Origin of the sequence: Colwellia psychrerythraea 34H (genome assembly GCF_000012325.1) — a bacterium.
GTDB classification, from domain to species: domain Bacteria; phylum Pseudomonadota; class Gammaproteobacteria; order Enterobacterales; family Alteromonadaceae; genus Colwellia; species Colwellia psychrerythraea_A.
Genome location: NC_003910.7, coordinates 1494477 through 1507896 on the forward strand (window position 1 = coordinate 1494477; position 13420 = coordinate 1507896).

A 13420-nucleotide genomic window follows, 5' to 3' on the forward strand; every position below is an offset into this window, starting at 1 on the left:
GTGAGCCAAACTAAACGAAGTCCTTTTCAGCGATCCTTTTATGTAGCCAATACCATGGAGATTTTTGAGCGACTTGCTTGGTATGGCATGTATACACTACTTGCTAGTTATATTATGACGCCAAGTTCTCAAGGCGGCTTAGGTTTAGGTAATACTGAGCGTGGCTTGATTATGGGCGTGGTGCCTTTCTTTCTTTATCTTTTTCCTGTCATTTCTGGCGCATTAGCAGACAGATTTGGCTATCGAAAAATGTTCTTATTGTCTTTTATTTTAATGGCGCCGAGTTATTATTTCTTAGGTTACGCCAAAGATTTAACAAGCTTTATGAGCATATTCATGTTGATAGCGCTTGGCGCTGGAATCTTTAAACCAGTAGTCACCGCAACCATTAGCCGAACAACGGATGATACTAACCGCGGTTTAGGCTTTGGTATTTTTTATATGATGGTTAATATTGGCGGCTTTCTAGGCCCAGTATTAGCGCCGATAATTCAAAAGCATTATGGCTGGCAATGGGTGTTCATTTTTGCCTGTATTTGGATTTCGGTAAATTTTATTCCAGCGTTATTTTTCTATAAAGAGCCTGAACGTCATGCAAAAAACAAAACTCTGAAACAAGTCTTTCAAGAAATGCAGCAGGTACTTGGTAATTTCCGTTTAGCCTTATTAGTCGTTCCTTTATTGGTGCTGTTAGTGGCTTTTTATGCGGGTTTTATTGGCGCACAAAGTACGCTGTTAATTGTTATCTTTCTGGTGATCAGTGCTGCTGTTTGGGATATTACTGTGGCGAAATATAGTGCCCCAAATAGCAATAAAGTCACTGAACATGACTTGTTAGCGCCAGTAAGTTTGCCATGGTATTTACAAAAAATGCGTATTGGTAATAAACCTTTTATGATCTATTTGCTTATTTTGACAGGGTTTTGGACTGTCTATATGCAAATTTTCGTTACCTTACCTGTCTACATTCGAGATTTTGTCGATAGTTCAGATTTAGTCTCAATTCTTCATTCTCTTAGTCCTTGGTTACATGATGTTTTAACGTCAGTTAATATTGACATACTATCGGGGGAAATCTCACGATTAGCTGAGTATTATCGAGAGGTCGATATCGGCCAAAGTCCTATGGCTTTACAAGAGGTAATACGCACGTTTTCCGCACTCGATGTACGTATTCCTGAGCATGAAATTATCCATAGTTTTGCTCAACTAAATCAAATGCAGTTAGTAACGGACCCAAGTGCAGAAGCATTAAGCAAAAACTTAGCGATTCAGTGGTCGACGCAATATCGTCAAATGAATCCCGCGACTATTTTAAGCATCGATTTTTTAATGATTATTATTTTTCAAATTGCTATCAGCCACGTTGTTGATAAGTTTAAAGCCTTGCCGGCGTTGATTGTCGGTACCGCCATTTTATCCGTTTCTATGTTAATGCAGGGCTTTGCCCACGGCTTGATCTTTGGCGGATTGTTTGTGTGTTGTGGGGTTATGGTATTTGCCGTTGGCGAGATGATTTCAGCACCTAAAAGCCAAGAATACGTGGCAAGCTTTGCCCCTAAAGATAAAGCGGCCATGTTCATGGGCTACTACTTTGTTTCTATGGCATTAGGTAATTTATTTGCTGGCTTACTTTCAGGTTGGTTATATGGCTATTTTGCCAGCCAATTATCACGTCCTGAATGGATGTGGGCCATTATTGCCTGTCTAGGTTTTGTGACTTGTATCGCTTTTTATTTTTTTAATAAGCACTTTATTAGCGATATACAAAAACAGCAGTTAGCACAAAAAGAGCAGTCATTATCGGTCGCTTAAGGAATAAGTTATGAGTAAAAATAGAGTAGTACCATTGTGTTTCAGTAAATTGTTAAGGAATGAGAATCAGCAATGACAAAAAATATAGCGCAAGCAGCTGTAAAATTTGAACAATGGCAGCCAAAAATTGAGCAAGAAAGTTATTTAACCATTAATTCCCTTGAGTGCCATACCGGTGGTGAGCCATTGCGTATTATCACCAGTGGTTTTCCTGTATTAAAAGGCAATACCATTTTGGCAAAAGCAAATGATTGTAAGCAAAACTATGATCAACTTCGTCGAGCATTGATGTTTGAGCCTCGGGGGCATGCTGATATGTATGGCGCTATTATTACTGACGCTGAGCGAGACGATAGCCACTTTGGTGCTGTGTTTATTCATAACGAAGGTTATAGCAGTATGTGTGGTCATGCAGTTATAGCTTTGACAAAAACTGCGGTAGAGTCAGGTGTAGTTGCCAGAACAGGCGATGTTACTCAAGTTGTTATCGATGTACCTTGTGGACAGATTTACGCAATGGCTTATAGCCACAATAATGTAGTGAAACACGTTAGCTTTCAATGCGTACCTTCATTTGTTTATGCCAAAGATCAACAGGTTGAGGTTGATGGCATTGGCATGGTTCAGTTTGATATTGCTTACGGTGGTGCTTTTTATGCTTATGTACAAGCCTCTTCTCTTGGTTTGTCATTGGTGCCTGAGCAACAAGAAAAGCTCATAGCGTATGGCCGAAAAATCAAACAAGCCATTATTCCTCAGTTTGAAATTAATCATCCAACGACCGCAGAATTGAGTTTTTTATATGGCGTTATTTTTATTGATGACTCACCGAATCAAGATGTGCATTCACGCAATGTCTGTATTTTTGCTGATGGCGAATTAGATAGGAGTCCTACTGGCAGTGGGGTTAGTGGACGTATCGCTTTGCATCATGCCAAACAGCAAATAGTTTTAAATGAAACGATTACCATAGAGAGCATTTTAGCGAGTTCGTTTAGTGTCCGAGCTATTGAAACAGTATGCTTTGCCGGTTTTGATGCGGTGATTCCTGAGGTAACAGGCGATGCCTATGTCTGTGGTAAAGGCCAGTGGTTTATTAACGCTGAAGATCCGTTGAAATATGGTTTTTTATTAAGATAATCAAATAAATATATATTTAAAAAATTAGAACTAAAATATTTAAGGAGTATTATGAACTTAACAAGATTACGAGAGAAAATATTAAACAAGTCTCACAGTGCCATGTTGATCTTTAGTGATATCAATATCAGTTACCTTTCAACTTTTACTGGCCATGCAGCGACCATTTTATTGACCAGCAAAGGCAACTATTTACTGACTGATTACCGTTACTTTGAGCAAGCCAAAACACAAGCCAGCCACTTTAACGTTATTTGCCGAGATAGAGCCAATCAAAGTTTAGCTTCGCTGATTGAAGACTTGTTATTTCAAGATGATTGTCAAAGCCTTAGTTTTGAAAGTGAACATATTAGTGTGATGCAATGGCAACAGATTCATCAACAGATCAGCCAATTAACGAAGTTGAGCCAAATAGAAGCTGTTAGTGGCGCCGTTGAAGCACTACGATTTATTAAATCGACCAGTGAAATTTCTTCGATTGAGCAAGCAGCAAAAATAGCAGACACAGCTTTAGCTGCCATGCTTAATTCAGTTAAAGCGGGTGTTACTGAGCGAGAACTGGCCATTGAACTAGATTATCAAATGGCGAAACTTGGCTCAGAAGAAGTATCTTTTGCCACCATTTTATTATTTGGTGAGCGCAGTGCTTTGCCTCACGGTATTCCGTCAGACAAGCAATTAAAGCTTGGTGATATCATCTTAATTGATTTTGGCGCTGTGGTTAATGGTTATCGCTCAGATATGACACGTACCTTTGTTTTTGGTCAAGCAAGTGCAGAGCAAAAACATATCTATCAATTGGTGCAATCAGCACAGCAAGCGGCAATTGATGCAGTTTATGAAGGTGTATTAGGCAGTCATTTATATCAACAATCAGCAAACATATTACTCAACAGTGAATATAAAAAATACGCAGGAGAAGGCTTAGGACATGGAGTAGGTTTAGTGTTACATGAACAACCATTCATTGGACCTGACTGTCATACGACTATTGAGAAAGGTTGCGTTATTACCATCGAACCGGGTATTTACATTCCTGGTTGGGGTGGTATACGCATAGAAGATGATGTGGTGTTAACTGATGAGGGTTTAAAAATACTGACTAAATCGCCTAAGGGGTTGATTGAACTCTAGCGAATTTTTACCCAATGATACCAAGTCAAATAAGTTTGCTCCCACTCAGAGCTTGTCAGCAGCTTGAGAACAAATATAATTTTTTTATGTATAGTTATTCTATCTTAAGGGAATTATGTGCGGTTATCAGGTTGCTGACAAACTCCCAAAGGGCGAGTTTAAAAGGCTTACATGCCACGTTATTAATTTTGAAAAGGGAAGAACCATTATCTTCAATCAATGCCTTGCCTCTAAGCCTTTTAAGTCTCGCTGTGTGTGATCATACTTACTTGAATTGGTATAACTACTTTACAACATTAACAGTGAAAATGAGATCTCGATGAAAATTATTAGCGCCGAACAAGTCCACCAAAACCTAAACTTTGAAGAGTTGATCCCTTTACTAAAACAGAGTTTTAGTCGCCCATTTAGTATGCCTCAGCGTCAGGTTTACTCACTAGCGCCTGAGCAAAGTGAAAATCATGATGCGTTTGCCTTATTACCTTCATGGAATGAAGAAGTGATTGGTAATAAAGCTTTCACTTACTTTCCTGACAACGCGAAAAAGCATGATTTACCGGGTTTGTTTTCGAAAATAATGCTGTTTAAACGCCAAACAGGTGAGCCGTTAGCACTGGTTGATGGCACCAGTGTTACGTATTGGCGAACAGCAGCTATTTCAGCATTAGCCAGCCAATTACTTTCTCGAAAAAATAGCCAACATCTGATGTTATTTGGTACCGGAAATCTAGCAAGTTATTTAGTAAAAGCGCATTTAACTGTGCGAGATATTAAGCAAGTTACTCTGTGGGGACGTAATGCAAAAAAAGTTAGCAAACTGATTGCAGACTTTAGTATTTTGTATCCAGCTGTTACGTTTAAAACCAGTGTTGATGTCAATGCTGAGGTAGCAAGTGCTGATATTATTTGCTGTGCAACGGGGGCAAAAACACCTCTTTTTGATGGGAATAGCGTGAGTGCAGGTTGTCATATTGATTGCTTAGGTAATCACATGACTGATGCGCGTGAATGCGATACAACAACAATATTACGCGCTAGGGTATTTGTTGATAGTTTAACGAATACCTTAAATGAAGCGGGTGAATTACTTATCCCTATGGCAGAAGATGCTTTTAACAAGGATGAGATTGTAGGCGAATTAGCTGACATGTGTAAAACGCCATCAATGCTGCGCCAATCAAGCGATGAAATAACGTTATTTAAGTCTGTGGGCACAGCGATTAGTGATTTAGTAGCGGCACATAGCGTAGTAGAAAAGTTAGCAGATTAATTTATGTAAAAAGCATCACTATTGCAATGAAATTTCAATGTAATTAGTGATGCTGTATGGTGCTGTATAATGGTTTGTTATAATTCAATAGTTACCATGTAGGGACTGTCCAGAGTAGCGATAAAGTCTACAGGAACTCCAACCGTGGAGGTTAACTTTCAGAACACAGAGTCGGCATAAATATCAAGATTCTATGGAGTAGCTGGGCAAAAATGCCATACACTTTGTTCTCATTGGTACGTCATAAAGGCAGTTAAAGGTTTTAGCAAGTTCATTATTCGACTAGACCATTGCGTTTTAAGCCACGTCTTACATTTTTACAAAGTTTACCTAATTGTGATATTTCACCAAATTTGGGTACAACGTGATTATCAAGTTTTGACTCCCAGTCACAAAGTTCAGTATCAACAATCTCTAATAGCTTTTTAGGGCAGCCAATACAGGATATACCACAAATATTTGCCTCTGGAACGTTAAAAGGAAAGTCACCCCTTACTTCAGTAATTAGCTTTTTCATCGCACTAGTGCAATCTGGCTTTTTAGTCATAGATATTACCTCATAGCTTTACTCATTGAGCTATTTTACATCATTGCGGAATAAGCTATCAAGAATGCTGTAAGCAAACTACCTTTGTTTTTATTGCAAAGATGAATTACTGTTCACTACTTATTACATAGGTAAGGTAATGCAAATGAGCATGTTAACACGACTCCACTACTTTAATTGTGTAGTAGAGACTGGCAGTATTTCAAAGGCAAGTCGAATATTTGATGTGCAACCTTCATCAATATCAAGACAGTTAACAGCTCTTGAGAAAGAGCTAGGGGTATTATTACTCAAGAGAACAAGCCGAAATATTGGTCTTACTGAAGCAGGACAAACCTACTACAAGTACTCACAAAAAATAGTCTCAGATCTTGATGAAGCAAGATGCGCGGTGAACGACTTGCAGCAAAAACCCAAAGGGAACTTAAAAGTCAGTATGGCAGTTGGTTTTGCTGAGTGCTGTATTTTACCCATGATTCCTACTTTTACTAAATTATACCCAGAAATAAACTTAGAATTAGAAATGACAGGTCGAGTTGTTGATTTAGTAGAAGAGAATGTCGATGTCGCAATCAGAACGGGTCGCCTGCGAGACTCTAATTTAATTGCTCTTAAATTAACGAGCAATAATTTTTTGTTATGCGCTAGCCCACAGTACATTACTGAGCACGGGACCCCAAAATCACCTTTTAATCTGACTGATTTTGAGTGTATTCGTTATGAATACGCTGGTTGGCGTGATTGGTATCTTATGAACGATAAGCCTACAAAATTAACGATAAAAAGTGGGTTAACTGTTCGTTCAATAAATGGTCAAAAACAATTGATTTTGAATCATGCGGGCCTTGCTTTAATGCCAAAATGGTCAGTAATCAATGAACTTGATAATGGCACACTAGTACAGGTACTCGAGCAAAATATATTTAGTCCGTATGAAAGTATGAGTTCAACCTATGCAATTTATTTAAAGCGAGAACTTATCTCACCAAAAGTAAGAGTGTTTATAGATTTTATTAAGGATCATATTGATTACAATTCGTAATGTTATAACCATATATTTTTTTGTGTGTTGTCTACCTATCATTAAGCTATTTTACTCAACAACAAAGGCGCTAACTTTATTTGCATTAGCGCCTTTATTCTCAATATTTTATGTCGTTAGCTCTGAACTTAGCTACTAATACAGGTTTTAATACGTATTAGTTATCTTATGTAGTCGCTTTGCCCGCATTGTTTTTTTCTTCAACAAGACTGTCTAACCAAGTAAACCATTGTTGATCCATTGATGTTGACCAAGAACGCATTAATGCTTGATATCCAGCCCAATCACCTCGGCGAGATAATGCCAAGCTCTCTTCGACTTTATCGCGATGGTTTTCCATCATAAAGCGTACTGCTAAATATCCCCAACGATAAACACGATCGCTACCATTATTTTGATTGTAGCTAGTGTTAAATAGTTCACTTAACGGATACGTTTTACTGCTTGCTACTATTATTGCTTTTGGATTGTTTTTACCCCAAGCAATATATTCAGCAACCCCTTCGGACCACCAAACGCCGTGCGGATATGATGAGTTAGGTGTAGGGCAAAACTCAGGGCCAGCATGATCATCATGTAAACCGTTACAATAATCACCATAGCGATTAAAACGACCATCGAGATAATGAATATATTCATGGGATAAATTCCATAAACCCCCATTACGCTCGTAGGCGACAAACTCAGCGTGGTTACCTGGTCTCTCTGGGTAGCCTTCTAAGTACATGCCGCCATTATTAGTAGGCATAGTAAAATGTTCAGTGGCATATTTTACGTATTCTGCATTTGAACTATAAAAGTTCGCGCGTAGGCTAATGTTATGATCATCACGAACAGGTTTATTGCGGGTATTGAAAGTTTGATGAAACTTATCCTCTTGGGCGATAAGCTCCTTGCAGGCCTTTCTCACTTTATCACGAGACAATGCTTGTGAGCGGAGAGTAATCGAGTTGTTGCAATGGTGTACTTGCTTAAGTACCTGTTCAACACCAGCCAGTTGTTCAATGGCCGTTGCTTTGTTCTGTACAACAGCAGCAGGAGTCTCATTTGCCATCGATGAATCCGCAATAAAGTAGGCAGCCAAAGCGAAACTACAACTTAAAACAGTAATTAGTGGGGGTTTAGCATTCTTCATCAGTATCTCTTTTACTTATTATTATTTTAGTCTATTGAGATGGTGTGAGTCGCTCAAACGTCCCCACAGGGCTGGTTTATAAACGCTTTATGCTACGTTATTGATTTCGACAATAGAATAACTATTCTCTTCAATCAATGCCTTGCCTAAAGGCGTTTCTAATTCCAGCTGAAACCTGCATCTTCATGTGGCTTGGGTATAGAACGACTTAACTTACTTATACGGATTGGTATTATGCTTCATAGCCAAAAGGATCATCGATTGAATGAGCCGGCTCACTAAACCATTTGGGACCTGTCTCTGTCATATAGAAATGATCTTCTAAGCGCACACCGAACTCACCATAAAGACATAACATAGGCTCATTAGAAAAACACATGCCAGCAGCTAATGCTGTTTTATCGCCTCTGACTAAATATGGCCACTCATGAATGTCTAAACCAACACCATGCCCAGTACGGTGCGGAAGCCCTGGAACTTGGTAGTCAGGACCGTAACCTTGCGTTTCAAGATAGTGGCGAGCAGCAATATCTACCGCTTCACAAGCAGAGGAAATTTTTGCCGCAGAAAAACCTTGTGCTTGCGCTGTTTTTTCATGTAACCATACAGCGCGTTGTTTTTCTGTTGCTTCACCAAAGACATAACTACGGGTTATATCTGAGTTATATCCCTGCACTAAACAACCGGTATCGATTAACACCATATCGTTAGTATCGAGAGTTTTAGGTTCTTTTACACCATGAGGGTAGGCGGTGTCTTGGCCAAATAAAACGATGCAAAAAGATGAGCCCTTAGGCGCACCAAGTTTACGATGTGCTTTATTGATAAAGTCAGTGACTTGTGACGTTGTGATGCCAACGGTCAATATTTTGGCTACGGCTCGGTGCACAACCATGGTCATGTCTTTAGCACGTTGTAACAAGGCTATTTCACTCGCTGATTTGATCATGCGACAGCCCGCGGTAATACTTTTACTGCTGGTGAAATCTAACGAGAGCTGTTGATCTTTCGCAGCGTTAATCATACCGTCAACAGCAAAAAAAGCGGTGGACTCATCAATGGCAAAAGTGCCTTGTGCGCAATTGTTTTTCTTTAATACATCAATAACTAGCTGGTAAGGTGATTCATGTTCGTGCCAGCTAGCCACTTCAGATTTGACTTGCATAAAGCCCGATAACGTACTTACTTCAAACCAAGGAGCGATATAAACTAAATCACCTTGAGCAGGTAAAATAGCCCCCACTAATCGCTCTGATGAATACCAAACAGTACCGGTAAAGTAGGTTAAATTAGTCCCTGCATTGAGATACAAAGCGCTAATGTTTTGTTCACGCATTAGCTGTTGTGCTTTACTAATACGTTGTTGATATTCACCTAATGAGATAGGGGCTACATCAGCTGTCATATCGGTTAATTTATTTAATTCTATTTCGGCTGAAGAGCCGCCAATACCAATGGACATATCATTTTCCTTTAAAAATTTAACGTTATTTGAAGTATATCTACTGAGTATTCAAGTACTAGTTTACGTTCTAGTTTAAGTACTCAATAATAAATTTAGGTATATTGTATACACTTTGCTCGGTGAAACAAGACTTAATGTTAAGGGTTTTATCATTCAGAGTTATAACACTGAAAAGACTTTAAAAAGGGGGATTCAGTTAAATGAAACGTTAAAGCCAGCGGTCTTTTATTTTACCGTATTGAAAATAGCCCCATTGGCCAATACGCCTTAACGGTGCGAAGGGAAATGTTGCTAATGGCGTTTGGTAAATGGGTAAATTGGGCACTGTAACTCCAGCCACCTTTTCAGCTAAACGCTTACCAGCTTGTACCGAAAAAGACACGCCGCTGCCACAGTAGCCCATGGCATAAAAAACACTTTGTTGTTCATTTTGATAAACATGAGGCATATCGTCTAATGACATACATAACCAGCCTGACCAAGCATAATCGTAGCGTAGTGTTGAGAGTGAAGGAAAGCTGGTTTTCAATACCGCGAGTAAGCGATTAGCATAGTATGGATCTGCTGCATTTTTTCCGGTTATCGCCCCTCGACCGCCAAATAAAATACGATTATCAGGTAACTTTCGATAATAGTATTTCAATGCCCGCGTATCCATGATGACATTGCTTGTTAAAAAGTTACAAGCGACCAATTGCTCAGGTGTTAGTGGTTGAGTAACAATTATTTGCGAGAGTACAGGTAGGCTCTTGCTCTTAATTAAAGGATGGAAATTTTTGGCTGAATAACCATTAGTCGCAATAACAACCTTTTTAGCTTTTACAATGCCAGATGGTGTGTGTAATGTTTGTGTTGTTTGGCTTTGTTGATCTTTTTTATCAGAGGTTTCTTGATGCCACTTTTCTACTGAAGTATCACAATGAATGGTGACACCGGCTTGTCGAGCTAGTTTTTGATAACCCCACGCCAGTTTTAATGGGTTAATACCAAAACCATCTTGATAGCGTATTGCACCATAAGCATTGTTATCTGCCATATACTGTTGGTGTAGCTGTTCACGACTTATTTCTTGGATATCATAGCCAAACATCTTTTTTTGTAATGCTGCCGTGGCAAGTAAACTTTTGAACATAGCGGGCTTGTGAGCTACACGAATATAACCACTTTCTTGTGGCTCGCAATCAATGCCTTCAGCGATTAAACTTTTGACAGTATCTACGCCCGCACACATCTCTTGGTAAATGCCTCGCATAACCTCTTCTCCCCATTGAGATTGCATGCTTGCATAGGGTTTACGCCCGGAGGACTTTAAAATAAAACCAGCGTTACGGCCACTTGCTCCCCAAGCGGTTCGATTGGCTTCTAGTACAGTCGCCTTGATACCGTGATCACGCGCTAAGTGCAGTGCTGTTGATAAGCCAGTATATCCGGCGCCTATAATGGCAACATCAACAGTGATATCTTTATTTAACTGACCATCATCTTTAGGGGCTACTCCTGCGACATCAGCCCAATAGCTGCTAGGGTAGGACGCATTAAAGCCGAGTGATTCATCAAGAAGCGGGTCGTACATATCTCATCCAAAGCAGCTTTGTAACATTCATAGCTTGATAGCTTAAACAACCCGTTGGGGTAAATCAGTATAAAGTGAGAGTTTTCCTTTAATAATGATGCGTATTTTGTAAATATAACTAAACAAACGGCAGTACTCATTAACTGTATTTTTGACATCAAGGAGTGGAATAAATCTCATGGGACAGCAATTTTCAGAACTATCACCAATGCATATTGAATTTATCGCAGCACAAAAAATTTATTTTGTTAGTACTGCCGCAGATACAGGTACCGTGAATTTATCACCGAAAGGCGGGGATAGTTTACGGGTAATTAATTCGAATACCATTGCTTGGTTAAACCATACGGGTAGTGGTAATGAATCTGCAGCTCATGTTTTAATGAATCCGCGTATGACCGTTATGTTTTGTGCGTTTGAAGGTTCTCCACTTACTTTACGAGCTTATGGCAGTGCTAAAGTGCTGCACAAAGGAGATGCGCAGTGGAATGAATACATTGAGTTATTTCCAGCAAGCGTTGCCTCTCGGCAGGTTTTCTTACTTGATATCGCTAAAGTACAGGCATCTTGTGGCATGTCGGTGCCCTATTTTTCCTATGAATCAGATCGTAACGATTTGGCTAAATGGTCAGAAAAACAAGATAAAGTGGGCATTGAAAAATATTGGGTGAAGAAAAATCAGCAAAGTATTGATGGTTTTGATAGTGAAATAGTTGAACGGTCAGGTTTGTAAACAAGCTTTAGTTCCAGGCAACTTAGATGGCGCAGCTTAACGTTAACGATCCATAGCTGTGCCAAGACTTGTTATCTTGGCTATAGGCTCGAGTGTAACTATTCAAACTCCAAGTTATCGCGTAATTATCTATGGTCCATTGCATCCCTAACACTGCTTTAGCTTGATTATGTTGGATATCCAGGTTTGATTCATAGGGTAGATCACCTTCAATTGTTAAGTCGTTAAAACGGTAGCCAAATTGCAACCTTGAGTAGATGCTAAAGTTATTGCTGCTGCCAACTTGCGTGGTATTGCCGGTGTGGCCAAAATGACTACTTAAACGGCCAAAGGTATTATGCAAGCCGACTCCCCATCTGAACAATAATCCTAATGATGCCTCAGTATTGAAATTACCCAAGGATAAATGACTATAGCTACTGACTTCCCACTGATTATTGTCCAAGTATTTACTGCGATATTGTTTAGATCTAAACACTAAAGCATCAACCTCATAGGCCAGCTGTAAAGTAATTTCTTCTTCTATTTGATACTGCCAACCTAGTGGGGGAATTGAACCAACTAAATCATGAACTTTTGTTTGAACGTATTCGGCTTTAGATTTTACCCCCGTAATGCCAAGTGCAAGCCAGTTTTTTTGAGCGAATTTCGGGCCATAATCAGCCGTGTGACTTTCTATCTCAAATAATCCCGCGTAAGGCCTATCATCACTTTGAAGCATTATAATCGTGATATTATTTGGCGTCCACATGCGTTGGGATATCTTCAGTCCCCAGGCATTTTGTGTTTGAGTTAGTGGTAATCTAACAAGATATTGAAGTTGAGAGAATTTTGGCATATTCGTGAGATTATCATGCTGTTTTTGTTGTTGTATTAGTTCAGGCTTACTTTCCCATGCTAATGAAAATCCATTGGTATAATTTCCATCGCTGGCAAAAATGCCATCATTTTCAAATTGAATATTTAATTGCCCTGCGCGTGCAGACAGCATCACAGTAATGAATAAAATACAGGTAAAAGGACCTGATAGTTTTTTATTAGAGCGTGCTACTAACATAGTCAATTCCTACTTGTCGAACACTATAGAGTATAGTGAGACTAAATAAATTTGCAGAAAAATCTTACTTTAATCTGAGCAGTATTATAGCAACATAAAAGAAACGTCGGTTGAGTAGGCGCTAAGGATAAATGTTCAATTATGCCACTTTATTTACAGTTTTAAGGGGAATATTTAGTCAGATATTTTGGCAAAAGCTTACATATGTAAGTTATTGTGTAATAATACAGGTGTGGTAACATTTTTTGGAGGCTAACATGGCCCATGAGGAAAGACGTAATATGTCAAAAAATACTGATGCTAGTGTAGATAACCGTGATAATGCTCAAAAATCAGCGGTGGAACAATTAGCCGACGCAAACCATGAAATTGAAGAGTTAAAATTACAAATCGCTTGGCTTGAGCGTTCTTACGAGTAGTGTTACTAGCATTTACTCAAATACTTATTGATTTTTAGTAGTCATTAAATAGCGAGTAAGCAGCATAAAAGCTCAATAGATTGAAAAGAC

12 protein-coding genes are annotated in these 13420 nt (G+C 39.1%); 7 read left to right on the forward strand and 5 right to left on the reverse strand.

Going from position 1 to position 13420, the window contains the following annotated elements:
• The 4 genes from CPS_RS06440 to CPS_RS06455 all read left to right on the forward strand — a co-directional run bounded on the left by CPS_RS06440 (position 1) and on the right by CPS_RS06455 (position 5359).
• Positions 1-1815, forward strand: coding sequence for an MFS transporter (locus tag CPS_RS06440; RefSeq protein WP_011042288.1), 1815 nt, complete (start codon positions 1-3; stop codon positions 1813-1815).
• Positions 1816-1887: 72 nt separating this feature from the next.
• Positions 1888-2955: a proline racemase family protein gene (locus tag CPS_RS06445; RefSeq protein ID WP_011042289.1), complete on the forward strand. Its 1068-nt coding sequence runs from the start codon at positions 1888-1890 to the stop codon at positions 2953-2955.
• A gap of 51 nt (positions 2956-3006) precedes the next feature.
• Entirely contained in the window at positions 3007-4089 is a 1083-nt protein-coding gene (locus tag CPS_RS06450) for a M24 family metallopeptidase (RefSeq protein WP_011042290.1), read from the forward strand.
• 319 nt (positions 4090-4408) lie between these two features.
• The gene (locus CPS_RS06455; protein ID WP_011042291.1) at positions 4409-5359 is read left to right on the forward strand and encodes an ornithine cyclodeaminase family protein; all 951 of its coding nucleotides are present in this window, start codon (positions 4409-4411) and stop codon (positions 5357-5359) included.
• Positions 5360-5633: 274 nt separating this feature from the next.
• Here the strand turns inward: CPS_RS06455 and CPS_RS06460 are convergent, their stop codons facing one another.
• Positions 5634-5906: a hypothetical protein gene (locus tag CPS_RS06460; RefSeq protein ID WP_011042292.1), complete on the reverse strand. Its 273-nt coding sequence runs from the start codon at positions 5904-5906 to the stop codon at positions 5634-5636.
• 145 nt (positions 5907-6051) lie between these two features.
• Here CPS_RS06460 and CPS_RS06465 point away from each other — a divergent pair, with 145 nt between their 5' ends.
• A complete protein-coding gene (locus tag CPS_RS06465; RefSeq protein ID WP_041737401.1) occupies positions 6052-6948 on the forward strand; it encodes a LysR family transcriptional regulator in 897 nt (298 codons plus the stop codon).
• 166 nt (positions 6949-7114) lie between these two features.
• Here CPS_RS06465 and CPS_RS06470 read toward each other — a convergent pair whose 3' ends face one another.
• The 3 genes from CPS_RS06470 to CPS_RS06480 all read right to left on the reverse strand — a co-directional run bounded on the left by CPS_RS06470 (position 7115) and on the right by CPS_RS06480 (position 11121).
• Positions 7115-8083 (reverse strand): collagenase, encoded by a 969-nt coding sequence (locus CPS_RS06470; protein ID WP_011042294.1) that lies wholly within the window; start codon positions 8081-8083, stop codon positions 7115-7117.
• A 232-nt stretch (positions 8084-8315) separates the two neighbouring features.
• Positions 8316-9545, reverse strand: coding sequence for a M24 family metallopeptidase (locus tag CPS_RS06475; RefSeq protein ID WP_011042295.1), 1230 nt, complete (start codon positions 9543-9545; stop codon positions 8316-8318).
• A 211-nt stretch (positions 9546-9756) separates the two neighbouring features.
• Positions 9757-11121 carry an NAD(P)/FAD-dependent oxidoreductase gene (locus CPS_RS06480; RefSeq protein WP_011042297.1) on the reverse strand — a complete coding sequence of 455 codons (1365 nt, stop codon included), beginning with the start codon at positions 11119-11121 and terminating at the stop codon, positions 9757-9759.
• A gap of 178 nt (positions 11122-11299) precedes the next feature.
• Between CPS_RS06480 and CPS_RS06485 the strand changes: the two genes are divergently transcribed.
• Entirely contained in the window at positions 11300-11854 is a 555-nt protein-coding gene (locus tag CPS_RS06485; protein ID WP_011042298.1) for a pyridoxamine 5'-phosphate oxidase family protein, read from the forward strand.
• A 22-nt stretch (positions 11855-11876) separates the two neighbouring features.
• Here the strand turns inward: CPS_RS06485 and CPS_RS06490 are convergent, their stop codons facing one another.
• On the reverse strand, positions 11877-12911 hold the full coding sequence (locus tag CPS_RS06490; RefSeq protein ID WP_011042299.1) for a lipid A deacylase LpxR family protein: 1035 nt from the start codon (positions 12909-12911) through the stop codon (positions 11877-11879).
• Between the two features lie 281 nt (positions 12912-13192).
• Here CPS_RS06490 and CPS_RS23860 point away from each other — a divergent pair, with 281 nt between their 5' ends.
• On the forward strand, positions 13193-13330 hold the full coding sequence (locus CPS_RS23860) for a hypothetical protein (protein ID WP_170235784.1): 138 nt from the start codon (positions 13193-13195) through the stop codon (positions 13328-13330).
• Positions 13331-13420 lie beyond the last annotated feature (90 nt).

Coding starts and splice junctions, on each gene's coding strand:
- CPS_RS06445 (WP_011042289.1), top strand. CDS start 1,888: ATGACAAAAAATATAGCGCAAGCAGCTGTAAAATTTGAACAATGGCAG.
- CPS_RS06450 (WP_011042290.1), top strand. CDS start 3,007: ATGAACTTAACAAGATTACGAGAGAAAATATTAAACAAGTCTCACAGT.
- CPS_RS06455 (WP_011042291.1), top strand. CDS start 4,409: ATGAAAATTATTAGCGCCGAACAAGTCCACCAAAACCTAAACTTTGAA.
- CPS_RS06460 (WP_011042292.1), bottom strand. CDS start 5,906: ATGACTAAAAAGCCAGATTGCACTAGTGCGATGAAAAAGCTAATTACT.
- CPS_RS06465 (WP_041737401.1), top strand. CDS start 6,052: ATGAGCATGTTAACACGACTCCACTACTTTAATTGTGTAGTAGAGACT.
- CPS_RS06470 (WP_011042294.1), bottom strand. CDS start 8,083: ATGAAGAATGCTAAACCCCCACTAATTACTGTTTTAAGTTGTAGTTTC.
- CPS_RS06475 (WP_011042295.1), bottom strand. CDS start 9,545: ATGTCCATTGGTATTGGCGGCTCTTCAGCCGAAATAGAATTAAATAAA.
- CPS_RS06480 (WP_011042297.1), bottom strand. CDS start 11,121: ATGTACGACCCGCTTCTTGATGAATCACTCGGCTTTAATGCGTCCTAC.
- CPS_RS06485 (WP_011042298.1), top strand. CDS start 11,300: ATGGGACAGCAATTTTCAGAACTATCACCAATGCATATTGAATTTATC.
- CPS_RS06490 (WP_011042299.1), bottom strand. CDS start 12,911: ATGTTAGTAGCACGCTCTAATAAAAAACTATCAGGTCCTTTTACCTGT.
- CPS_RS23860 (WP_170235784.1), top strand. CDS start 13,193: ATGTCAAAAAATACTGATGCTAGTGTAGATAACCGTGATAATGCTCAA.